The 22,059-nt window shown below is 63.2% G+C and carries 28 protein-coding genes and 1 tRNA gene; 15 read left to right on the forward strand and 14 right to left on the reverse strand.

The genetic code is table 11. The features are described 5' to 3' along the window. Position 1 precedes the first annotated feature (1 nt). A tRNA-Leu gene (locus AAXE93_RS10440) sits at positions 2-83 on the reverse strand. Positions 84-202: 119 nt separating this feature from the next. Between AAXE93_RS10440 and accC the strand changes: the two genes are divergently transcribed. Further along, positions 203-1,549, forward strand: coding sequence for an acetyl-CoA carboxylase biotin carboxylase subunit (gene accC, locus AAXE93_RS10445; RefSeq protein ID WP_390130572.1), 1,347 nt, complete (start codon positions 203-205; stop codon positions 1,547-1,549). 2 nt (positions 1,550-1,551) lie between these two features. On the opposite strand, the gene AAXE93_RS10450 is transcribed toward accC, so the two are convergent. After that, on the reverse strand, positions 1,552-1,872 hold the full coding sequence (locus tag AAXE93_RS10450; RefSeq protein WP_244275843.1) for a YggT family protein: 321 nt from the start codon (positions 1,870-1,872) through the stop codon (positions 1,552-1,554). Between the two features lie 89 nt (positions 1,873-1,961). On the opposite strand from AAXE93_RS10450, the gene psbX reads away from it, so the two are divergent. The 4 genes from psbX to AAXE93_RS10470 are packed head-to-tail and all read left to right on the forward strand — an operon-like array spanning position 1,962 to position 4,075. Next, positions 1,962-2,084, forward strand: a complete 123-nt coding sequence (gene psbX / locus AAXE93_RS10455; protein WP_006851281.1) for a photosystem II reaction center X protein — start codon at positions 1,962-1,964, stop codon at positions 2,082-2,084. 49 nt (positions 2,085-2,133) lie between these two features. Continuing rightward, positions 2,134-3,066: a Ycf66 family protein gene (locus AAXE93_RS10460; protein WP_390130575.1), complete on the forward strand. Its 933-nt coding sequence runs from the start codon at positions 2,134-2,136 to the stop codon at positions 3,064-3,066. Between the two features lie 5 nt (positions 3,067-3,071). After that, positions 3,072-3,602: a TolB family protein gene (locus AAXE93_RS10465; protein ID WP_390130577.1), complete on the forward strand. Its 531-nt coding sequence runs from the start codon at positions 3,072-3,074 to the stop codon at positions 3,600-3,602. Further along, complete coding sequence (locus AAXE93_RS10470; protein WP_390130579.1) at positions 3,599-4,075, forward strand: TolB family protein; 477 nt, start codon at positions 3,599-3,601, stop codon at positions 4,073-4,075. The genes AAXE93_RS10465 and AAXE93_RS10470 overlap by 4 nt, the downstream gene beginning before the upstream one ends. Here AAXE93_RS10470 and AAXE93_RS10475 read toward each other — a convergent pair whose 3' ends face one another. From AAXE93_RS10475 to AAXE93_RS10485, 3 genes are read right to left on the reverse strand one after another with little or no spacing between them, the layout of a single operon-like run. Next, the gene (locus AAXE93_RS10475) at positions 4,076-4,276 is read right to left on the reverse strand and encodes a chlorophyll a/b-binding protein (protein ID WP_114988677.1); all 201 of its coding nucleotides are present in this window, start codon (positions 4,274-4,276) and stop codon (positions 4,076-4,078) included. It abuts the gene before it with no gap. Between the two features lie 9 nt (positions 4,277-4,285). Continuing rightward, complete coding sequence (locus AAXE93_RS10480; protein ID WP_390130581.1) at positions 4,286-6,262, reverse strand: ABC transporter ATP-binding protein/permease; 1,977 nt, start codon at positions 6,260-6,262, stop codon at positions 4,286-4,288. A gap of 53 nt (positions 6,263-6,315) precedes the next feature. Next, the gene (locus AAXE93_RS10485; RefSeq protein ID WP_390130583.1) at positions 6,316-6,657 is read right to left on the reverse strand and encodes a histidine triad nucleotide-binding protein; all 342 of its coding nucleotides are present in this window, start codon (positions 6,655-6,657) and stop codon (positions 6,316-6,318) included. A gap of 76 nt (positions 6,658-6,733) precedes the next feature. Between AAXE93_RS10485 and AAXE93_RS10490 the strand changes: the two genes are divergently transcribed. Continuing rightward, positions 6,734-8,281, forward strand: coding sequence for a YifB family Mg chelatase-like AAA ATPase (locus tag AAXE93_RS10490; RefSeq protein ID WP_390130585.1), 1,548 nt, complete (start codon positions 6,734-6,736; stop codon positions 8,279-8,281). Here AAXE93_RS10490 and AAXE93_RS10495 read toward each other — a convergent pair. The 4 genes from AAXE93_RS10495 to def all read right to left on the reverse strand — a co-directional run bounded on the left by AAXE93_RS10495 (position 8,275) and on the right by def (position 9,991). After that, positions 8,275-8,424 (reverse strand): hypothetical protein, encoded by a 150-nt coding sequence (locus tag AAXE93_RS10495; protein WP_006851286.1) that lies wholly within the window; start codon positions 8,422-8,424, stop codon positions 8,275-8,277. The genes AAXE93_RS10490 and AAXE93_RS10495 overlap by 7 nt on opposite strands. 80 nt (positions 8,425-8,504) lie before the next feature. After that, positions 8,505-9,134 carry a DUF3747 domain-containing protein gene (locus tag AAXE93_RS10500; RefSeq protein ID WP_390130588.1) on the reverse strand — a complete coding sequence of 210 codons (630 nt, stop codon included), beginning with the start codon at positions 9,132-9,134 and terminating at the stop codon, positions 8,505-8,507. A gap of 50 nt (positions 9,135-9,184) precedes the next feature. Further along, on the reverse strand, positions 9,185-9,382 hold the full coding sequence (locus AAXE93_RS10505) for a hypothetical protein (protein ID WP_006850702.1): 198 nt from the start codon (positions 9,380-9,382) through the stop codon (positions 9,185-9,187). A 3-nt stretch (positions 9,383-9,385) separates the two neighbouring features. Continuing rightward, a complete protein-coding gene (gene def, locus AAXE93_RS10510; protein WP_115009393.1) occupies positions 9,386-9,991 on the reverse strand; it encodes a peptide deformylase in 606 nt (201 codons plus the stop codon). A 49-nt stretch (positions 9,992-10,040) separates the two neighbouring features. Between def and AAXE93_RS10515 the strand changes: the two genes are divergently transcribed. Beyond that, positions 10,041-11,978 (forward strand): S9 family peptidase, encoded by a 1,938-nt coding sequence (locus AAXE93_RS10515; RefSeq protein ID WP_390130591.1) that lies wholly within the window; start codon positions 10,041-10,043, stop codon positions 11,976-11,978. Positions 11,979-12,079: 101 nt separating this feature from the next. Further along, on the forward strand, positions 12,080-12,253 hold the full coding sequence (locus AAXE93_RS10520; RefSeq protein ID WP_390130593.1) for a hypothetical protein: 174 nt from the start codon (positions 12,080-12,082) through the stop codon (positions 12,251-12,253). 6 nt (positions 12,254-12,259) lie between these two features. Here AAXE93_RS10520 and AAXE93_RS10525 read toward each other — a convergent pair whose 3' ends face one another. The 5 genes from AAXE93_RS10525 to AAXE93_RS10545 are packed head-to-tail and all read right to left on the reverse strand — an operon-like array spanning position 12,260 to position 17,350. Further along, positions 12,260-13,540 carry a SufS family cysteine desulfurase gene (locus tag AAXE93_RS10525; protein WP_390130595.1) on the reverse strand — a complete coding sequence of 427 codons (1,281 nt, stop codon included), beginning with the start codon at positions 13,538-13,540 and terminating at the stop codon, positions 12,260-12,262. Further along, positions 13,537-14,715 (reverse strand): Fe-S cluster assembly protein SufD, encoded by a 1,179-nt coding sequence (gene sufD / locus AAXE93_RS10530; protein ID WP_390130597.1) that lies wholly within the window; start codon positions 14,713-14,715, stop codon positions 13,537-13,539. Before sufD ends, AAXE93_RS10525 begins: the two co-directional genes overlap by 4 nt. A 2-nt stretch (positions 14,716-14,717) precedes the next feature. After that, positions 14,718-15,506: a Fe-S cluster assembly ATPase SufC gene (sufC, locus tag AAXE93_RS10535; protein ID WP_115080608.1), complete on the reverse strand. Its 789-nt coding sequence runs from the start codon at positions 15,504-15,506 to the stop codon at positions 14,718-14,720. 42 nt (positions 15,507-15,548) lie between these two features. Then, positions 15,549-16,988, reverse strand: a complete 1,440-nt coding sequence (gene sufB, locus AAXE93_RS10540; protein ID WP_114988686.1) for a Fe-S cluster assembly protein SufB — start codon at positions 16,986-16,988, stop codon at positions 15,549-15,551. 5 nt (positions 16,989-16,993) lie between these two features. Next, positions 16,994-17,350 (reverse strand): ferredoxin-thioredoxin reductase catalytic domain-containing protein, encoded by a 357-nt coding sequence (locus AAXE93_RS10545; protein WP_038553034.1) that lies wholly within the window; start codon positions 17,348-17,350, stop codon positions 16,994-16,996. Between the two features lie 158 nt (positions 17,351-17,508). On the opposite strand from AAXE93_RS10545, the gene AAXE93_RS10550 reads away from it, so the two are divergent. The 7 genes from AAXE93_RS10550 (at position 17,509) to AAXE93_RS10580 (ending at position 22,053) form a co-directional block, all read left to right on the forward strand. Continuing rightward, positions 17,509-18,153: a helix-turn-helix transcriptional regulator gene (locus AAXE93_RS10550; RefSeq protein WP_390130600.1), complete on the forward strand. Its 645-nt coding sequence runs from the start codon at positions 17,509-17,511 to the stop codon at positions 18,151-18,153. Continuing rightward, on the forward strand, positions 18,153-18,491 hold the full coding sequence (locus AAXE93_RS10555; protein WP_390130602.1) for a hypothetical protein: 339 nt from the start codon (positions 18,153-18,155) through the stop codon (positions 18,489-18,491). The genes AAXE93_RS10550 and AAXE93_RS10555 overlap by 1 nt, the downstream gene beginning before the upstream one ends. Before the next feature lie 80 nt (positions 18,492-18,571). Then, positions 18,572-19,165 carry a phycobiliprotein lyase gene (locus tag AAXE93_RS10560; RefSeq protein ID WP_115160754.1) on the forward strand — a complete coding sequence of 198 codons (594 nt, stop codon included), beginning with the start codon at positions 18,572-18,574 and terminating at the stop codon, positions 19,163-19,165. Positions 19,166-19,273: 108 nt separating this feature from the next. After that, complete coding sequence (locus AAXE93_RS10565) at positions 19,274-20,044, forward strand: phycobilisome rod-core linker polypeptide (RefSeq protein ID WP_390130605.1); 771 nt, start codon at positions 19,274-19,276, stop codon at positions 20,042-20,044. Between the two features lie 184 nt (positions 20,045-20,228). Then, the gene (locus AAXE93_RS10570) at positions 20,229-21,302 is read left to right on the forward strand and encodes a DUF4912 domain-containing protein (RefSeq protein WP_390130607.1); all 1,074 of its coding nucleotides are present in this window, start codon (positions 20,229-20,231) and stop codon (positions 21,300-21,302) included. After that, the gene (locus tag AAXE93_RS10575; RefSeq protein WP_390130609.1) at positions 21,293-21,499 is read left to right on the forward strand and encodes a hypothetical protein; all 207 of its coding nucleotides are present in this window, start codon (positions 21,293-21,295) and stop codon (positions 21,497-21,499) included. Before AAXE93_RS10570 ends, AAXE93_RS10575 begins: the two co-directional genes overlap by 10 nt. A gap of 179 nt (positions 21,500-21,678) precedes the next feature. Beyond that, complete coding sequence (locus AAXE93_RS10580) at positions 21,679-22,053, forward strand: hypothetical protein (RefSeq protein ID WP_390130611.1); 375 nt, start codon at positions 21,679-21,681, stop codon at positions 22,051-22,053. Positions 22,054-22,059 lie beyond the last annotated feature (6 nt).

Here is a 22,059-nt window from a genome sequence, read left to right on the forward strand (position 1 = left end):
ATGCGGATGGCGAGACTTGAACTCGCAAGGCCGAAGCCACACGCCCCTCAAACGTGCGTGTCTACCAATTCCACCACATCCGCGTGGTCGACTTCACCGCTCGGGTGCTGTCAAGTTCAGATCATACCGGGCGGGGTCTTCGCTCTCGGCAACTTCGGTCGGCGCTGATACGATCCGGCGTCAGGCCTGAACATGCTGCGGGATGCCCATCGGCAAAGTGCTGATCGCCAACCGCGGCGAGATTGCCCTCCGGATCATTCGAAGCTGCCGCGAGCTCGGCATCGCCACCGTGGCGGTTTACAGCTCTGTCGATAAGGATGCGCTCCATGTGCAGCTCGCCGATGAAGCGGTCTGCGTGGGCGAAGCCCTGAGCAGCAAGAGCTACCTCAACATTCCAAACATCCTGGCGGCCGCCACCTCCCGCGGTGCTGACGCCATCCATCCCGGTTACGGCTTCCTGGCGGAGAACGACAAGTTCGCCGAGATGTGCCGTGATCACGGCCTCACCTTCGTTGGGCCTTCCCCCCACGCGATTCGCTCGATGGGGGACAAGTCGACCGCCAAATCGACGATGCAATCGGTGGGTGTTCCCACGGTGCCCGGCAGCGAGGGTCTGCTCAGCAGCACCAGCCAGGCGGCCGCCCTGGCCGAGGAGATGGGCTATCCCGTGATGATCAAAGCCACCGCCGGCGGCGGTGGTCGCGGCATGCGCCTCGTACCGGACGCCAGCCAGCTGGAAAGCCTTTACAAAGCAGCCCAGGGGGAGGCGGAAGCCGCCTTCGGCAACCCCGGCCTCTACATGGAGAAATTCATCGATCGGCCCCGCCACGTGGAAGTGCAGGTGCTGGCTGACCGCCACGGCAACGTCGTTCACCTGGGTGAACGGGACTGCTCGATCCAGCGCCGTCACCAGAAACTGCTGGAGGAGGCCCCCAGCCCAGCCCTGGATCCTGACCTGCGCCGCCGAATGGGCGAAGCCGCCGTTGCTGCCGCCCGAAGCATCAATTACGAAGGCGCCGGAACGGTGGAATTCCTGCTGGATCGCAGCGGTGGCTTCTACTTCATGGAGATGAACACCCGGATCCAGGTGGAGCATCCGGTGACTGAAATGGTGACGGGTGTGGATCTGATCGCTGAACAGTTGCGCATCGCCGGGGGCGAACCCATCAGCGTGCGCCAGGAGGACATCCAGCTCACTGGCCATGCGATCGAATGCCGAATCAACGCTGAGGATGCCCGGCACAACTTCCGTCCCGCCCCCGGACGCATCACGGGATGGCTGCCCCCCGGCGGACCAGGTGTGCGCGTCGACAGCCACGTCTACACGGGCTACGACATCCCGCCCTTCTACGACTCCCTGATCGGCAAGCTGATCGTGTGGGGCAAGGACCGCGACCACGCCATGACCCGGATGAAGCGGGCCCTGAATGAATGTGCCGTCACCGGGATTCCAACCACGGTGGAATTCCATCTGGAGATGCTGGATCGGCCGGAGTTCATCAACGGCGACGTGCACACGAAATTCGTGGAGCAGGAGATGCTCACCTGAGCTCAGGCCACTGCCTGGGCGTGCATCAGGATTTGAGAAAGCAACCCCTGCTGGCCAACCAGCAACTCACGCACGAGGCTGATCAAGCCCACCCAGATCACTGGAGTGACATCGACTCCACCGATCGGCGCGATCACGCGGCGGCTCACCGAGAGCACAGGTTCCGTTGGCCATGCCACCAGGGGCCAGGCGCCCTTGCTCAGATCGACCTGGGGGTACCAGGTGAGCACGATGCGCAGCAGAAACGCCAGGGTCCAGGCCGCTAGCAGCAAGCCCAGAAGCAAATGGAGGACTGGCAGGGCCTGCAGCAGCAGCGGCGTCACAAAGCTCAAAGCAAATCGTCCCCTCATCGTAGAAAGACGGCATCGCTTCTTAAGATCGGCGCGGCTATGAAGCAGACGGCAGCAACCCCATGACTCCCTCCCTCTCCAACTTCTTGAGCAGCCTCCTTTGGGGAGGTGTGATCGTCGTGATTCCTGCCTCCATCGCCCTGTTCCTGCTGAGCCAGACCGACCAGGTCGACCGCAAGCTCTGATCCGCCCCTGGCGCCCCTCGTAGACTGACTCTCAAGCGGGAGCAGAGCTTTGGTTAACGCCAGTCTGAATTGGGCCAGCATCGTCGGCATCGTTTTGGCCGTCGGCGGCGCTCTGCTCTATTTCATGCGGTCGTTCAAGCCCGCCCTGGCGCGGGACTACGACGTGTTCTTTGCAGCCATCGGGCTGCTATGCGGCGGCATCCTGTTCTTCCAGGGGTGGCGCCTCGACCCGATTCTTCAGTTCGGCCAGTTCCTGCTGGCGGGAACCACCGTTTTCTTCGCCTACGAAAGCGTGCGACTGCGCGGCGTGGCCACCGAACAAGCTCGGCGTTCCGCCTATTTCGATGACGAACCAGCACCGGCCCGGGGTGAAGGCCCAGGGGGCCTGCGGGGCGGCTGGGATGACGGCGGTTACGACCGTTTTGATGAGCCCCAGCCGGTGCGGCGGCGCTTCTCAGGCCGTGACGATGACACCGAAGAACGGCCTGAAGAGGAGTTCTACCGGCCGCGGCGCGCCAGCCGTGCCGCCATTCCTGAGGAAGCCGCCAGTCGTCGCTCGGCAGACCGTGATCAGGGCGATTCCGGCTGGGACCAAAAGGACGAGCGCTCCCGCCGCATGGCTCGCTTCCGCGCCGGCGAAGCCCGGGAAGAGCAACGTCCTGACTTTGGCTCCAGGCGAACGGATCGAGAGGAACAACGCCGTGGCAGCCGTCCCATGGGGCGGCCTGAGCGTCCTTCCGGCGCACCTGCCCCGTCAGGAGCCGAGGATGCCGCCTTCACCCCCAGCCGTCGTTCAGCGCCGAGCAGTGCGGCCCCGAACCGGGGACGCCCCAGCTCCAACCCGAACGCCGCGAGCGACTCCAGGCGATCCGCTGAACCGCCCCTGGCCTCGAACCGGCCCAGCAGCAACCGCCAACCCCCCCGCAGCTCACGGCCCTCGTCCGGCAGACCACGGGACAACAGCTCCCGCTTCGACGACTGAGCCAGTTGCCTCGCTCGCTGCTGATCCTGCTCGCCAGCCTGGCGCTGGTGGGCTGCAACGGTCGCAGTGAACGGGCCGGTGGTGGCTTGCTCGCCACCAGCCAGCAGGCCCCAGCCCTGAGTGGCAGTGGTGAGTGGCTGGCGGTCGTCAGCGATCGCGGCGGCCGACCCACGGTGCAGCTGCGCCGCCTGAGCGACGGATCGGTTGTCTCCGTTCCCCAGCTGAGCCGACATCAGCCCCACAGCTCGCCCTCCCTGAGCTGGAACGGCCGTTACCTGGCAGCGATCACCCAGCGGGGGCGCCGCCGACTCGCGGTGGTGACCGACCGCCTGAACGGACGCATGCACCCTCTGCCGCTGCCGGGGGGGAGGGACCCGGTGCAGCTCAGCCTGGCGCCGGATGCCCAGCAGATCGCCCTGCAGGTGACGGATCAGGGCCGGTGGCGCGTGGAACTGCTGGATCTGAGTGATCTGCTCGAGCCGGATCGTCCCCCGGGGCAGAGCCTCTCCACACCGGCGCTGTCGTCAGAGCCATGATCCGCGTCGCTCTGCTTTTCAGCCTGGTGTTAGTGAGCGGGTGCAACAGCCCCAGGCCCACTCCCCGGCCCGACCTCAACGGCCTGCTGCGTCAATCCGTGAACAGCCGTCGGGATCCCTCCCTGGGCGGACGCTGGCTGGCCAGCCTGGGCCAACGCAATGGGCGGGAGCGGGTCGAACTGATCGACCTGCGCAGCCGTAGCCCCGTCCCGTTGCCGGGCCTCAACCGTGCTGATGCCCAACCGATCAGCGTCAGCGTCAGTGCCGATGGACAACGCCTGGCCGTGGTCCATCAACGGGAGGACCGCACGGAACTGGTGCTCTACCGGCGCAACGTCGGGGCGACGCAACGGCTGCCCCTGGACCCACCGGGGGTGCCCCGCAGCGTCAGTCTGGATGGCTCGGGCCGGCGGCTGGCGGTGCAGGTGAGCCGGAACGGACGCTGGGATGTGGATCTGATCCGCCTGCCCTGATCAGGGCAGCAGCCCCGCCCAGTGCAGAAAGGTGTCGCCGCTGAGCACCTCGATCAGCAGCACCGCCACAAAACCCACCATGGCGAAGCGGCCATTCACCCGCTCGGCATAGCCACTCCAGCCGAAGGCAGGCACATCGTTGGTGGTGGCGGACGTCTCCGGAACGGACGTGGTGTCAGGGGTCTCGCTGGTGGAGGTCATCCGGCCGGTTCAAGAACGCCCGAAGTCATAGCTGGTCGCCGGGATCAGCCGCCAGTCGTGATCACCGCTGAGTTCCAGAACGGTGTCATGGAAGTCCTTCAGGGTTGGCCGGTGGCCCACGCTGATGAACGCCACATCCCGATCCCGCAACAGGGAATAGAGGCGGGATTCGGTCTCAACATCCAGGGCACTGGTGGCTTCATCCAGCACCACGACCTTGGGCGAATTGAGCAGCAGCCGCGCAAAGGCCAGTCGCTGCTGTTCACCCAAAGAGAGCAGCCGCGGCCAGTCCTGCTTGATGTCGAGGTCGGGATAGCGCTGCAGAAGTTTGCCCAACATCACCTGATCCAAAACCGCCCGTAGCTGTTCATCGCTGAAACGGGCCTGATCAAGCGGATAACAGAGCTGTTCGCGCAGAGATCCCAGTGCCATGTAGGGCTTCTGGGGGATGAAAAGGAGATCGCCCTGCCCCGGGGAATAAACGGTGCCCGTCGGCGAGCCCCACAGGCCACTCACCACCCGCAGCAGTGAGGTCTTGCCACAACCGGAGGGTCCCACCACCAACAACCCCTCAGCGTTGCCCAGGGAAAAACTGAGGTCGCGCACCAGCACGTTGTCGGTGCGCGGTGTTTTAACCGTCACTCCTTGCAGCGCCAGGCGCTCAGAGGGAACGATCCGCGGCACGTAATCACTCCACTCCTCCGGATCGAGGTTGGAGATGTTGGATTGAAAGCCTTCCAGCCGGTTGATCGATGCCGAGAACCGGGCCAGGGCTTCGATGTTGTAGATGATGAAAAACAACGATCCCTCAACCAGGTTGTAGGCGACGTTCGCCTGGGCGAAGCCGCCGTAATCCATCTCCCCGGCAAGAATCGGTGCCGCAAGGATCAGATAGGGGATGAAATTGCTGGCGTAAATGCTGGAGCGCTGCAGCACCCGCAGCAGCACTTCCCAGACAATCAGCAGATTGAAGTTTTCAACGACGGTGGTCAGTCGACGCGTCACCTCCTTGGCTTCCTGCTGCTCTCCGGCGTAGAAGGCAATCGATTCGGCGTTGTCGCGCACCCGCACGAGGCCATAGCGGTAATCCGCCTCAAAACGCAACTGGAAGTTGTTCAACCGCACCAACTTGCGGCCAGCCACAATCATCAGAACAGACACCCCGGATGCATAGGCCAGAAGGGCAAGGGTGAGCCCCTCACTCACCGAATAAAGGATGAGGATGTTGAGGGAAAAGGTGAGGATCGAATCAAAAATATTCAGCGCAAAACCAAGGGCCTGTGCCGTGAAATCACGCACATCCTCGGAAATCCGTTGATCGGGGTTATCAACATTGGTGGCCGCTTCATCATTGGGATTGAGCACGTAATAGGCCCTATCCCGCAGGTAATCGTCCACCAGGCTCAGCGACAACCATTCGCGCCAGAACAGCCCCAGTTTCTGGGTGAAATAAAACTGCAGGCTGCGAATCGGCAGTGCCACAGCAAAACAGGCGCCGTAGATCCAGAGGTTGCGATACGACGCATCGCCATCCCTGGCGATCAACGCATTGGTCAGATCCCTGGCGAGGAATGTGATGCCGGCGTTGATGCCGTTCACGCTCAACAGCATCAGGATGATCAGGCCGAGAAACAGCCAAGGCAACCAGCGGCGATGCCTGAGTTGGCCCCGCACGGAGGCAAACACCACAGCCCCCAGCACGAACAGGGCACTGATGCCCGCCCCCCATCCACGGGACCAGAGCATGGCCAGGGACGACTGGACGCCACCGAGGTACTGGCCGGACAACTCCGGAAACAGCCACGACAGGCCGTTCATCAACCCGGTGACCAGGAACAGCACGATCCCGGCCACACAGAAGAGCAGGCTCACCAGCAGTCCAAGGAACTGCCAGCCGTTGTCTTCGGTGTAGGGGAAGAAGTAAGGCTGCGAAAGCCGACGCAGCTTGGCGGCCTGATTGCGCAGGTTCTGAAGCTGGTGGGTCATGCCACTGCTGAACTGTGCTCAGTCTGGCTGTCGGCGCCGCTTCGCCGCTGACCTCAACCGGGAGGCCACGCCAGAGGACGTCCACCGATCACGTGCACATGGAGGTGAAACACCGTTTGGCCAGCACCGGCGCCGCTGTTGATCACCGTGCGGAAATCGTCCAGACCCTCCTGTTTGGCCACGCGGGCAGCCACCAGCAAGAGGTGGCCCAGCAGGGCAGCATCCTCAGTAGCACCGGAGCGCAGGCTCTCGATCGGCTTGCGCGGAATCACCAGCACATGAACGGGTGCCTGGGGCGCGACATCGCGAAATGCCAGACACTGCTCATCGCTGTAGACCTCATCGCACGGGATCTCGCCACGAAGGATTTTCCCGAAGATCGTGTCGTCTGCCATGGGCCTTGAAAACGAGGGAACAGCCGGACCGGTGTGACAGCAGGGGGCATGAATCTCCTGCGTCACCCACTCCAGAATGCTGGCACGTTGTATCAGTGCATCCCTGCATGGTCTGGAGGCCAGACCCGTGGTGGTGGAAGTGGATCTCGCCCCGGGCCTGCCGGGCGTTCAGCTGGTGGGTCTACCGGACAAGGCCATTCAGGAATCCCGGGAGCGGGTCCGATCCGCCCTGCGCAACAGCGGATTCCGCGGCCCCCTGGTGCGCGTGGTGATCAACCTGGCTCCGGCCGATCTGCGTACAGAAGGTCCCTCATTTGAGCTCCCCATCGCCCTGGCCCTGTTGGTGGCCAGCGGGCAACTCGCCCGCCCTCAGCTGGAGGGCCTCTGGTGTGCAGGCGAGTTGGGGCTCGACGGCAGCCTCATGCCCTGTCGCGGGGTGATTGCCCTTGCTGAAAAGGCCCAGCAGCACAAGGCCCAAGCCCTGGTGGTTCCCCCTGAGAACGCCCAGGAGGCCAGCCTGATTGAGGGGCTCACCATCCGCACCGCAGCCAACCTGCGCACGCTGGTGGAGCAGCTGAAAGGCGAGCGCCCCTGGCCGGCGACCGGTAGCAGCAGCACCCGATCCTCAAGCCGGTCAACCAAGCCGGCGTCTTGGCCCTGCCTGGACAGCAGCCTCGCCTCCCGCGCCCTGTCCCTCTCGGCAGCCGGCGGCCACCATCTGCTGCTCGTGGGTCCCCCCGGCTGCGGCAAGACCCGCCTGGCCCATCAACTGCCGCTGCTGCTGCCGGCCCTGAGCCGCAAGGAAGCGCTCTCCATCACGCGCATCCATTCCGTCGCCGGCCAACTGCATAGCATCGAACACCTGCAGCAGCAGCGCCCCTTTCGATCGCCGCACCACAGCTGCTCAGCAGCCGCCCTGCTCGGCTGCGGACGCTCACCCCGTCCTGGGGAGGTAAGTCTGGCCCACGGTGGCGTGCTTTTCCTCGATGAGCTGGCGGAATTTCCGCGGGCGGTCCTGGATCAATTGCGGCAGCCCTTAGAAAACGGCGCTGTGCGGATCAGCCGTTCTCAGCAGAGCACGGTGTTCCCGGCCCTGGTCACCCTGGTGGCCGCCACCAATCCCTGCCCCTGCGGCTGGCATGGCGACCGCGACCATGGCTGTCGCTGCAGCATCAGCCAGCGCCAGCGCTACTGGCAGCGGCTCTCCGGCCCGCTCTTGGATCGGCTCGATCTGCAACTGCGGCTGGAACGGCGCTCCGCCAAGGAGGTGGCAGCGGTGCTGAAGCAGCCCAGCCCCACGCAAGCTGCAGCATCCTGGTGCACCCCCGCACAAATTGAACGAGCCCGGCAGCGGATGCAGAGGCGCAATCCGGGTGGAGACAGCAACGGGCGGCTGTCGGCAGCAGCGCTGCGGCAGACCGGAGCCATCGAAGCGGCGGCGCTCGAGCTCTGGGAACAGCTGATCAACCAGCGTGGGCTGAGCACACGCAGCAGCCTTCAACTGTTGTGCGTGGCGCGCACCATTGCCGATCTCAACGACCGGGCCAACGTCGATCGAAACGCCGTGGCGGAAGCGAGTTGCTTCCGCTGCACTGATCTGCTCAAGCAACCTGGTGCTCAGTAGTCGCGGGCACGCTTGTCGGGCGTGTCCCGGTAGGGCTGGGTGCCGATCGGCGGGGGCTGGAGATGGCGGTCGTTGAACGAACCCAGGGCATGGGTCATCGCTTCACCGAACCACTGGAACCACTGAACAACCGTTGTTTTCATCACGTCCTCCGGGGTCTGTCTTCAGTGTGAAATCACTGACAGAGGACGACAACAGGTGTTTTCACCGGTTCTGGGCCAGCTCAGTAGGACGGAGCTACGGAACTCTCACTCTGTTCAGTCTCAACCGGCTCGCTAGCCGGGCTGGATCCGGCCACTGGCGCACTGTCCCGATAGACATAGAGATGGCCGAGGCTCTTCTTGCCGTAGGCCCTTCGCTTCAAGGTCCAGCCTGGCTCAAGCTTGAGCTGAACGAATCCGCTGGCGGCACCACCGGCCCGGGCCACGAGCATGGTCGGTTGGGAGGGATTCTTGGTGGGCGTGGCCAGCAATTCAATATCCCGACCGGTGTTCACCACGCTGAGCCGGTAGCGGGTGCCGAGGTCGTCGCCACCGATCCGCAGGGAATAGCCGTTGCCATCGATGTAGCGGTTGCAGACCCCGCTGAAATCAAACGTGGACAACAAGGGATCGACCCTGGCCGGTGATCCCGCAGCCACAGCGAAACAGGGGCGTTTTGTGGTGCGCTGCTCGTAGATGTTCAACTGAGAACGCTCGCCCTGGCCAATCGGGGCCGACACCAAAACGAAATTGCTCAACTCCACGGGCACCGCCGTGAACAGCGAACCCTGGGCCAGGGCCACCGGTGCAGAGGTCGCTGCGAGAGCGAGGCCGGCAGCGGCCACGGTTCGAAAGCGTGCCATCACGTCCATGGAGGAACTGAGCGGACCGTAAAAGTGATGCCTGGATCGGTCGCCCCCGATCAGGCCGGTTTGTTCAGGCGAATGGCGAACAGAAGGGTCCCCACGGTTCCAGGGGCCGCCAGAGCGAGGATCCAGCTGGTGGTTTTGACCCCGAGGTCGGGATCGCCGTAGGCCAGTTCAAACACACATCCGGTGCTGGCGATACCCAGAACACAGGCGAGGGCCAGAAAAACGCCGGCCAGGGGTTTCATCGGCATAACTCAGGCGACGCTCCGCACATCTTGGCGCTCGAAGCCCTTCTCCTTGAGCTCCTTCTGCAGACCGTCTTCATCAGTGACGCGATCGACGAACAACACGCCATTGAGATGATCCATCTCGTGCTGAATGCAACGGGCCATCAGGCCATCGGCCTTCATCTTCCGGGGCCGACCCATCTCATCGCGGAAGCTCAGTTCAATCGCGGTGGGGCGCACCACATCGAGATACACCCCAGGGATGCTGAGACAGCCCTCTTCGTAGGTGTCGAGCCCGGCGCTGGCCGCCGTGATCTCCGGATTGATCAGCACCAGGGGCGGCGTGGCTGCATTCTCCAGATCCAGATCAATCACCAGGAGCTGCTGGTGAATCCCCACCTGAGGAGCCGCCAGGCCAATGCCCTTGGCGGTGTACATGCTGCGCAGCATGTCGCGGGCCAGCTCCCGCACCTGCTCGTTCACCTTGCCGATGCGGCGCGCGGGCTGCCGCAACACCTCATCGCCCAGGGTGTGAATCTCCAGCGGCGGGGTTTCCAGGGCCGTCTTGGGCACCAGCATCGTGTCCCGCGACTTATCGGCCTGACGGGCCAACTCTGCAAAGCTTCCTGCCAAGACCAACGCCGCGTTGATCCAGCATGGTAAGCGGCCTGAATCAGCCGCTATGGGAGCCGCTCCGTTATCCGCGCAACATGCCGTCGGCCGTTTGCCTGGTCTCAAGGAACCGGCCCTGGTCAGTGGCCCCGATGCAACGCTGTGGCTGATCTGGCTGGAACAGCGCCCCCAGGAGCGCGGCCGCACCACTGCCTTGATCCGGCGTTTCGGTGATTCCGAGGCAGAACCACAGGAGCTGACGCCGGCCCCCAGCAATCTGCGCAGCCGCGTGCATGACTACGGCGGCGGGGTGCTCGCCACCGCGGTGGAGCAGGACAGGCTGATCCTGGCCTGGATCGAGCGCGGCTGCCTCTGGCGTCAGGACTGGCGCCTGCCGCAGACCAGCCCCCAGCAACCCACCCCCCTCGCTGCACCCCAACGGCTCAGCAGGGAAGGGGACTGGGAGCTGGCGGATGGCGTTCTCGATCTGCCCCGGCAGCGCTGGATCGGCATCCGTGAAATCGAAGGCCGTGACGAGCTGGTGAGCCTGGCGCTGAACGCAACGGATCAGACGCCGCTGCTGCTGCAACAGCCGACGGACTTTGCCGGCTATGGCTGCTTGAGCCCCGATGGCCAGCGCTTCGCCTGGGTGGAGTGGCAGCAACCCGCCATGCCCTGGGACAGCAGCCGTCTCTGGTGCGCGGAGTTCAGCGACACGGGCGGGCTGGTCGAGCCCCGTCAGCTGGCCGGAGGCGATGGCATCTCAGTGTTTCAACCCCAATGGCTGCCCGACGGGCAGTTGCTTGTGGCGGAAGACAGCTCCGGTTGGTGGAACCTGATGCTCCAGCCCAGTGCCGACGCCGCCTGGGAGAGGCCCTGGCCGATGGCTGCCGAAACGGCCATGCCCCAGTGGATCTATGGGATGAGCACCACGGCCTGGGATGGCGAGCAGCTGATCGCCGCCGTCTGCAGCCGCGGGGCGTGGTCGTTGCAACGGCTCAGCCTGGATGGAGCGGTGCAGCCATTGCCGCAACCGTTTGACGACCTTGCGGGATTAAGCGCCTGCAATGGCCGCGCCGTGGCCGTAGCCAGCAACAGCACCAGCGTGGCCGGGCTGCTTGAAATCGATTTGCGACCGGCCACCCCGATCTGGAGCCACAGCCCCGCCATCACGTCACCGTTGTCGGTTGAGGCGATCAGCGTGGCCGAACCGCTGTGGTTCAACGGTCACCAAGGTGAACGCACCCATGCCTGGTACTACCCCCCCAGCGGCAAACCACCAGGGCCTGCGCCACTGCTGGTGAAAAGCCACAGCGGACCAACGGCCATGGCTCGCCGCGGCCTCAGCCTGGCGATTCAGTACTGGACCTCCCGGGGCTGGGGCGTGGTGGATGTGAATTACGGCGGCTCAACGGGGTTTGGCCGGGACTACCGGGAGCGCCTCAACGGGGGCTGGGGCCTGGTGGATGTGGCCGACTGCGCCGCCGCAGCGCAGGCCCTGATCGAGGCCGGTCGCGCCGATCCCGGCCAGATCGCCATCGAAGGCGGCAGTGCCGGCGGCTTCACCACCCTGGCGGCGCTGTGCTTCACCGAGGTGTTCAGGGCCGGCGCCTGCCGCTATGCGGTCTGTGATCTCACAGCCATGGCCGAAGACACGCACCGGTTTGAGGCGCGCTACGTGGATGGTCTGGTGGGGGAATGGCCCGCAGCGCGGGCTTTGTATGAGCAACGGTCGCCACTGCTGCATGCCGATCAAATCCGCTGTCCGGTGCTGTTCTTCCAGGGTTTGCAAGACAAGGTGGTGCCTCCAGAGCAGACCGAACGCATGGCCGAGGCGCTGCGCAGCAACGGCATCCCGGTGGAGGTGCGGCTGTTCGAGGAGGAAGGCCACGGCTTCCGCAGCCAAGCCACCCAGATCGAGGTGCTCGAGCAAACCGAGGCCTTTTTCAGGAGGGAATTGGGACTAACAGACGGTTACAAAGCAGACAACCCCGTTCAGCAGATGTGATGGGTAGAGCCAGCAACCAGCAGGAACCATCAACCTGTGCTCTACGGAACCCATCAAGAAGCGGTAAGCCTGAAAAGCTGACGGCTGTTTCGACAGCACCGATGCGGATCCTGCGTTATCGCGGCAACAGCTATGCCAGCCCTGAACCGATCAACGCGGCTCCCCGTCCCGGCGCACGCTCCTACCGCTGGGTGAAGTACGCCATCGACACCAACAAGGTTGTTCCCCTGCGTCAACGCGAGGCCGCATCAAGCAACGATCAACTGGCGGCATGAGCCAGCTCAGCTGTGCTCGCGCAGGAAAGCGACCGTGGAAGCGAGCTCTTCGCTGAAGCGGTCGATCTCTTCAAAGGTGCTGGTGAAGCTCAGGCTGGCCCGCGCTGAAGCCGTCACGTCATAAATACGGTGCAGGGGCTGACAGCAGTGGTGACCACTGCGAATGCAGATCCCGGACGCATCGATCAGAGCGGCAATGTCGTTGGCATGCACGCCATCCACAAGGAATGTGGCGAGGGCACCACGCTCGGGCTGCTGATCCGGCGTCGGCCCCAGGACCCTCACACCATCAATGACCTGCAACCGGGTGAACAGATGCCGGGTGAGCTGAGCCTCCCAGGCCTGAATCGCCTCCAGACCCACCGCCTGCAGGTAGCGAATCGCGGCACCCATGCCCACCGCCTCGCCAATGGCAGGGGTGCCCGCTTCGAACTTGTGGGGCAACACCGCCCAGGTGCTGTGGTCCAGATAAACGTCCTGAATCATCTCGCCGCCGCCAAGAAAGGGAGGCATCGCCTCCAGCAGCGACTCCCGCGCCCAGAGGAAACCCATGCCGGTGGGGCCACAGAGCTTGTGGGAGGAGCCGACCAGGAAGTCGGCATCCAGGGCCGCCACGTCAATCGGCTTGTGGGCGAGGCTCTGGCAGGCATCCACGAGCACGCAGGCGCCAACGGCATGGGCTGCGGGGATGACCTGATCCAGGGGATTGCAGCAACCGAGGGAATTGCTGATATGCACCAGACTCACCAACCGGGTGCGCTCATTGAGCTGGGCCCGGAGATCCTCCAGATCCAGCTCACCGGATTCGGTGATGCCCACATGGCGCAGCACGCAGCCGGTGCGCTGAGCCAACATCTGCCAGGGCACCAGGTTGCTGTGGTGCTCCATCACCGTGAGGAGGATTTCGTCCCCCTGCTTGAGGTTGGCGTCACCCCAGGTGCGCGCCACCAGATTGATGGCTTCGCTGGCATTACGGGTGAAGACAATCTCGCGGGAACTGGCCGCACCCACGAAGGCCGCCGTCGTGCTGCGGGCCGCCTCAAAGGCATCGGTGGCACGGGCACTGAGCTGGTGCGCACCGCGATGCACGTTGGCGTTGTCGCAGCTGTAGTACTGCTGCAGCGCTTCGAGCACCTGACGGGGCTTCTGGCTGGTGGCAGCGTGATCGAGGTAGATCAGCGGGCGGCCATCCGGAGCCAGCTGCTCGAGAATCGGGAAATCGGCACGATGTCGAGACGATAAATTCACGAAATCAGCACTGGATCGTGCTTCGGCGGCGATCGTCATCGGGCGAGGCTCTCCATCACGCGCTCTAGGGGGCGCCACGCCTGCGCGGCAGCAGGAAGCTGGGCGATCACCTCCTGGCAGGCCCCGCGCAGCAGCAGCGCCGTTGCATCCGCCGCAGCGATGCCCCGGCTCTGGAGATAGAACAGCTCATCGTCCTGAAGCTGCGACACGGTGGCGCCATGGGCGCAACGCACATCGTCCGCCACGATCTCCAGCTCGGGCTTGGTGTCCACCCGGGCCCGATCAGACAGCAGCAGGTTGCGGCTCAATTGGGCGGCGTTGGTGCGCTGAGCATCGCGGGGAACACTGATGGCGCCGTTAAAAATCGCGTGGGACTGGCCGCCGGCCAGGCATTTCTGCAACTGATCCAGCTCCCCCTCCGGCCCGTCGAAGCGCACCGCGGTGTGGGTGGCCAGCTGCTGCTCGGCGCCGGTGACGGCCAGACCTTTAAGCACGGTCTCTGCCTGGCCATCCACCTGCACCACCCGGGGCTCCACCCGTCCCAAATTCCAGCCCTGAACCACCGAAGTGAGGGCATAGGAGCTGCGCGGCTCCTGCTCCACAGCCAAATGGGCCATCAGCGATGACGCGCCATCCGCCGTCGCCAGCACGCCATGGCGCAGCTGGGCCTCCTGTCCCAGGTGCACTTCCAGCACATGGCTATGGGCCGACGCCCCCTCAGCCAGCAGCACCTGCATCAGCTCCAGCTCAGCCTTTTCCTCCAGCAGTAGCAACACCCGCGTGGCGTTCAACCCGACACCGGCCGCCAGCACCAGCTCCAACGGACCAACCCGTCCCCGCACCCTGAGGGCAAGGATCTGCTGGGCTTTGGCGTGGTTGAACTCCACGGGCCAGACCTGGGCACAACCGCAGCGATCGAGGGTGTGGCCGAGGGCCTGCTGCAGCTCTTCAGCATTCAGCGCCGTGATTCCTTCCGGAAGCACCTGGCCGGCCAAGGGATCATCAAAACCATTGAGCACCAGACGGGTCACCCCATCCAGACTGGTCGGCAGAGACGTGGACAGTGGCGTAGCACTGGCCGGCAATTCCGAGATCGCCGCAAGCCGTTTGAGGTCGGTGAGGCGCCAGGGCTCCTGGCGACGGTTGGGCAGACCAAGCTGTTCAAGCGCGGCTCGACCGCGCTCCTGCACTGGCGCCAGCACACTGCTCGCCATGGTCAAGCGGCTCCTTGAGCGGCCAGCTCCTGATCCACCCAGTCGTATCCGGTCTGCTCCAGCTCAAGGGCCAGCTCCCGTCCACCGGTGCGCAGGATCCGGCCTGCCGCCATCACATGCACATAGTCCGGGGTGATCTCGTCGAGAAGACGTTGGTAGTGGGTGATCAGAAGAGTGGCGTTGTCTTCCGTCGCCAGCTGGTTTACACCACCGGCCACGATGCGCAGGGCATCGATATCCAGGCCGGAATCGGTTTCATCCAGGATCGCCACCACGGGCTCCAGCAGCGCCATCTGGAGAATCTCGTTGCGCTTTTTCTCGCCCCCGGAGAAGCCTTCATTCACGCTGCGCTCAAGGAAGGCAGGGTCCATCTGCACCACCTTCAGCTTGTCGTGCACGTGATCCTCGAAGGCAAAGGTGTCGAGCTCCTCTTCCCCCTGTTTTTCCCGCCGGGCATTGGTGGACACCCGCAGGAATTCCAGGTTGCTGACACCAGGGATTTCAACGGGGTACTGAAATCCGAGAAACACCCCCAGACGGGCCCGCTCTTCAGGCTCCAGCTCAAAGAGATCCTGGCCGCGATAACGAACGCTGCCGCCCGTGACCCGGTAGGCCGGATGCCCGGCCAACACCTTGGAGAGCGTGCTCTTGCCACTGCCGTTGCGACCCATCACGGCATGGACTTCACCAGCCCGCACCTGCAGATTCACCCCCTTGAGGATGGGCTTGTCCTCGACGGAGGCATGCAGGTCTTGGATGTCGAGCAGCAGCTCAGCGTCAGGGCGAATCACGGAAAGCGTCGTTAAAAAACAGAGACAAGGTGGGGGAGGGGATCAGCCCACGGACCCCTCAAGCTTGAGGGCCAGCAATTTGTCGGCCTCAGCGGCAAACTCCATCGGCAGCTGATTGAAGACGTCGCGGCAGAAGCCGCTGACCATCATCGAGACGGCCTCTTCAAACCCGATGCCACGGCTCTGCAGGTAGAAGAGCTGGTCTTCGGAGATGCGACAGGTGCTGGCCTCGTGCTCGATGGCCGCCTGCGGCTGCTGCGAACGGATGTAGGGATAGGTGTTCGCAGCGGCTTGATCGCCGATCAGCATCGAATCGCACTGGCTGTAGTTGCGGGCGCCCTTGGCATTGGGCCCCATCTGCACGAGACCGCGATAGCTGTTGCTGGAGCGGCCTGCACTGATGCCCTTGCTCACAATCGTGGAGCGGGTGCGCGGTCCGACATGGACCATCTTCGTGCCAGTGTCGGCCTGCTGGCAGTTGTTGGTGAGAGCCACGGAATAGAACTCACCCACCGAATCAGCACCCTGCAGCACACAACTGGGGTACTTCCAGGTGATGGCTGAACCGGTCTCCACCTGGGTCCAGCTGATGCGGCTGCGATCACCGCGGCACTGACCCCGCTTGGTCACAAAGTTGTAGATCCCGCCGACGCCGTTTTCATCACCGGCGTACCAGTTCTGAACCGTGGAATATTTGATTGAAGCGTCGTCGAGGGCCACCAGCTCCACCACCGCCGCATGCAGCTGGTTGGTGTCGAACATCGGTGCCGTGCAGCCTTCGAGATAACTCACCGAGGCACCCTCTTCAGCCACGATCAAGGTGCGCTCGAACTGTCCGGTGTCGCCGGAATTGATCCGGAAGTAGGTGGAGAGCTCCATCGGGCACTCAACGCCCTTCGGAATGAAGACGAAGGATCCGTCGCTGAACACAGCTGAGTTCAGGGCAGCGAAATAGTTGTCGTTGCTGGAGACAACCGTGCCGAGGTAGCGCTCGATCAGCTCTGGATGCTCCTTGACCGCCTCACTGAAGGAGCAGAACACCACCCCGTGTTCGGCCAGCTTCTCCTTGTAGGTGGTGGCAATCGAAACGCTGTCGAAAACAGCGTCCACCGCCACGTTGCTGAGGCGCTTCTGCTCGCTCAGCGGGATGCCGAGCTTGTCGAAGGTTTCCAGCAGCTTCGGATCCACCTCATCGAGGCTGGCCTTCTTCTCCTGCTGCTTGGGAGCCGCGTAATAAACGATGTCTTGGTAATCGATCTCGGGATAACCCAGAGCTGCCCAGTCGGGCTCTTCGAGGGTGAGCCAGTGGCGAAACGCCTTGAGCCGGAACTGCAGCAGGAAATCCGGCTCTTCCTTCTTGGCCGAGATCAGGCGAACGACCTCTTCACTGAGACCCTTGGCGATCTTGTCGGTCTCGATCTCGGTGACGAAGCCGTACTTGTACGGCTGGCTGACGAGATCCCGTGTGGAGGTACTGGTCATTCAGCTCAGCCGGCGGTGGCGTTAATCGTTTCGGTGGTGATGGTCTGCGTCTTCTCAGGGCAAGCGAAGGGGTTGTCCTCGGTGAGGAAGAGCATGCAGTGGCATTCCTTGCGCTCGCGCATCGGTACGCAGGGGCAGTTCCAGAAGGCCTGCGAGACCTCGGCCTCTTTGTCCTCGTAGTGGCGGCAAGGACACAGCGCTCCCCCTAGATCGTCCTTGTGACGCGCTAGACCCTTCAAGACAACAGCGGTGACGCTGGGGTCGGCACAAAAATACGTGCCGGTGCGCTGGGCGTAGGTTTCAGCGAACTTGCGGATGACCTCCAGGCTTTCTGCTGTCGGCTCTTGAGGGGCGTCGGACATGGAAGTGGAGGGAGCGGCGAATTACGAAACCCCGCGGTTTCCTTACTGGAAGCCTAGGCCAACAGGCCTCCGGTCAGCGGGCTCCCCATTGTGACCCTCAACACGGCCAACATGACGCGGCAATTCGATGGCATCGTGTGGGGAGGTTTCGCCTCCTCATGAGCGCCTCGGCCCCCGCCAGCACCCGCGACGCCGTGCTCTCCCTGCTGCTGGAGCGCGGGGAGGAGGATGCTGGCACCCTTGCCGAAGCCGTGGGCATTTCCGTTCAGGCCATGCGGCGGCACCTGCGCTCCCTTGCCGACAGCGGCCTGGTCTGCGCCAGTAGCAATGCCAGCGGCCCGGGGCGTCCCACCAACCGCTGGTGCCTCACCGACGAAGGACGGGCCCAGTTCCCTGATGGCAGCGGCCGCTTCGCCCTTGGCCTGCTGGATTCGATGCGCAGCCATCTCCCCGAAGCGACCGTGCGCCAGCTGCTCAATCAGCAGGCGGAGTCGAAGGCCAGTCAGTACCGGCAAAGCCTTGGCGAAGCCTCTTTGGAAGCTCGCCTCGAACACCTGGCACGGCTGCGGCGCGACGAGGGCTATGTGACCGTCTGCAGCCGGGACGACGACGGCGTGAGCTGGCGGCTCGAGGAGGCCCACTGCTCCGTGCAGCGCATTGCTGAAGAATTTCCAGCGGTCTGCGACCAGGAATTGCTGCTGATTCGCCGCACCGTGCCGGACTGCCGGGTGGAACGGGTGCATTGGCGGCTCGAGGGCGGCCACGCTTGCGGCTTTCGCATCACGCCGTTGGCGCAGGGCTGATGGCCATCGACCGAGCCGCGATTGAACGCATCGACTCCACCCTGCTGCCCCAGCTCGATCGCCATCACCTGCGGGTGCTGAGCCACTGCCTGGACAGTTTTCAATCCATGGCCGCTCCAGGAAGCACTGGTGCAATCCCCGACGAAAACCAACGGCGCCGCTGGTGCCAGCAGCAACCCGTGGTCGCTGACGATCCAGCATTCCTAGACACCTTGCTGCTACAGCTCAATGCTGCCGCCGATCAACTGGATCAACTGGCGCTTGAACTGGGCAAGCCTCCATTGGCGCTGACCCTCGACGATCTCATCAGCGCCGCCGAAGCCCGCTGCCGTGGCTGACATGGCCGTCGGGGGTGACCTGGCTGCCGTGACTGACCTGGTCGGGCTGCCATCATCGACTCACTTCCTCAACGCCGGCGATGCTTGAGATCTCGGACGCCCTCAGCTTCTTTCGTCTGAGCTGTGGCCGCTGGACCTCACAGCGCAGCCAGCACCACCTTCTGCATCGCCGCGCCGAAGCCGGCGCCTCCTTCATCGTTGTGGAGGAACTTTTCAAGGGCGACGAACGCCTTGCGGAGATCGCCGAACGCAACAACGCCAGCATTGAGCAGATCGTGGGGGGCTGCTGGGTGCGCTGGAGCGGATCGATGGCCTGGGATCGGGCCGGTGAATCCCATGAAGACCAGACCATGTTCGGACTGATCCCCGAAGACGAAACGGGGCGACGGGGACTGCTGCTGCGGGATCGCGGTTACGCCGAGAAAGCGCCGGTGGCGGGTCAGTTCCGCATGGATGACGAAAACGGCCTGATCCTCACGACCGACTACGAAATGATGAGTTCACTGGAGCGCTTCTGGTTCGCCAGCGAGAACGTGCGCCTGCGCACCAGCACAGTTCAGGGGCTCTCCAACAACGCCTCCTTCTGCATCGAGACCCGGCAGCTTGACGATGTTGATCAGCCCAGCCCAGCCATAGCTACGAGTGGGGCCGCTCTCGCCCCCTTCGGCTGGTAAGCAGAAGTACTTAGAGAAAGTATTACGGCATGTAATCGCTGCAACAGCAGCTGAAGGGGGCAAGACCCAGCACTTCTACGATCGCCAGCAGTGGATGCTGTAGCTCGCGTGGCCATTCCTCTTCTGGAGTACGCACCGATCACCCAGAACTCCTTGAGAGCGGGTGTTCCGAACCTCCGTGTCGGCTCCGACGAGGGATCACGGGCTTACTCCCTGGAAATTGCAGACGACCGGGACAACCTCGACACCGTTGTGGAAGCCGCCTACCGGCAGATCTTCTTCCACGCCTTCAAAACAGACCGGGACGTCAACCTTGAGTCCCAGCTGAAGGATGGCCAGATCACGGTTCGCGACTTCATTCGTGGCCTGGTGCTCTCTGACACCTTCAAGCGCACCTTCTACGGCTTCAACAGCAACTACAAGGTTGTTCGCCACCTCTGCGAACGGATCCTTGGCCGCAAGGTGAACGGCAAGGGAGAAGAGCTCTCCTGGTCGATCGTGATTGCGACCAAAGGCCTGGAAGGCCTTGTCGATGTGTTGCTCGACAGCTCCGAGTACCTCGACGCCTTTGGCTACGACACGGTTCCTTACCAACGCAACCGCGTGCTTCCCGGCCGGGAGCTGGGCGATACGCCGTTCAACATCACAACCCCCCGCTACGACGAGTACTACCGGGGAATCCTGGGCTTCCCCCAGATCGTCTTCACCGGCGGCCCCGCCAAGAAAGTTCCTGCCCGCGCCAAAATCCGCAAGGGTGGCTCACCTCAGGACTACTTGGCCTGGGTGGCAGAAATGGGCGGCCCCCGTGGAGTCGCCCCCAGCGGTGGCGCCGACATGGACTACATGTCGAAGGTTCCCTATCGCAGCATCGGCCGCTGATCCCGGCCTCGACCATGTTCAAAAAAGCGGGGCTTCGGCTCCGCTTTTTTTGTGTCTCTGACTGTGATCCCCGGGATCGACGTTCACCCAGCGGTCAGCATCCACTGACCCTTGACCGCTTCACGCTTCGAAAAGGAATTTTTCAGATCACAATGATCCCAAACGAAACCTGGAGTTTTTGGACGTGTCCCAAACCCTTTCATCCCTGGCACGTCTCACCCTTCGTCAACTGCGTCAGATCGCCAGCGACCTGGGGGTGCCGCTCTACAGCCGCAAAAGCAAGGAGACCCTGGTCGACGAGGTTGCCCAGCGTCAGCAAAAGCGTGGTGGAGATCTGAAGGCCATCGAGGCGGAACTCAACGCGCCGGCCATGGGCAGCAGCGACAGCCGCGTGGTGTTCCTGCCTCGCGACCCCCAGTGGGCCTACGTGTTCTGGGAAATTTCCGACGCCGATCGCAAGGTGGCCCAGAAGGACGGCGCCAGCCGACTTTGCCTGCGCCTGGCTGACTTGACGGGCATGCAGGACGGCAATGCCCATCCCCACACCCTCCAGGAAGTCCCCGTCGACAGTCACAGCACCGAGTGGTATCTACCCGTACCCCTCTGTGACAGGGATTACCGGGTTGAGTTGGGCTATCGCATCGGCGCCAGCTGGATGTCTCTGGCCTTCTCTTCCGTGGCACGCGTGCCTGCTCTTCACCCAAGCGAGCAGATCCTTGATCAGTTCGTCCCCTTCAGCCTCGATGCTGCACCGGCCGAATCCGCTCCAGCTCCCATCACTCCGATCGAGTCAAGCAACAGTGGCCTGCACGAGCGGCTCTACCAAAGCGCCACGGTTCAGTTCCGCCGCCGTCGGGTTGGCTCGGAAGAATTCCAGGAGGGCTTTGACGTTTCCGGCGACAGCAGTGGCTTGAACGACTCTGGGGCTGGCCTCTGGGCCAGCGGCCGTAACGAGTCTGGCCTTGGGGGCGTGGCTCCCCGCCAACGCTCCTTCTGGCTGGTGGCTGACGCCGAACTGATCGTCTACGGGGCCACCGATCCTTCCGCTCGCCTCACTATCGGTGGCGAAGAAGTGCCTCTCTCCACCGACGGTACTTTCCGGATTCAGGTGCCCTTCCGCGATGGCGAGCAGATGTACGCGATCGAAGCCACGGCTTCCGATGGAGAACAGAAGCGCAACATCACGCTCAATTTCAAGCGTGAGACCCCTGAAGACAACAGCAACCCTGCCAGCGAAGCCCGCGCCGAGTGGTTCTGAACCCTTCCGATTCCGAAGCACCAGCATCCCTGCGCTGGTTCGTGGCCATCACCCCCCTCGCGGGGGCGATGGTCTTTCCATTGGTGGTGCCTTTGGTGATGGCCCGGGTGGGCATCGGAGCCGGCGTGGGCGTCGCCCTCGTTTTGAGTGGGCTTTGGTTTATCGCGATGCTGAAGACTTCAGAGATGCCCCACTAAACATCAGGGAACTCTGATTACGCCAAGTTAGTTCTTCATCTGAACATGGAGCGGCTCTGGGACAGCACTGGGCTGGGGGTCCCAGCAAATGTCCAATGAAATTCGATCGTCAAAAAGTCCGTACGAGTCGGAGTATCTAATAACTGAAAAACCAGATCAAATGAAAGATAATGAGCTCCATGAACTTCCCTGCCCTGATTCGCATCTTCATGGTGTTATCAATGACAGCCCCGTCTATGGCTGCTGAGCCCTATTTGGCTTGGCCCAGCAAAGAGCAATTGCGAGGCATCGAACATGCCGCCTACGCATGTTCCCGAGCCAACTCAACAGAGGCCTGCAAGCGAGTAAGGCAACTCGCTGATCCTTTGATGGATCACTCCAGGTTGCCCGAGCGCTGCAAAGACGTGTTGTGGATGTTGATGGACGAAGCCAAGGTCGCCAACAACAACGACTTCAGGCGCAAAGACACCATTACGAACACAGCCCGTCGTATCCCAAGGTTCTGCGCAAAGCCGGTGACCAAAAACGAGAAACTCAAATCGCGTCAGGCTTGAGAGTGA

It is taken from the genome of Synechococcus sp. HIMB2401 (genome assembly GCF_042883245.1).
Classification (GTDB): domain Bacteria; phylum Cyanobacteriota; class Cyanobacteriia; order PCC-6307; family Cyanobiaceae; genus Parasynechococcus.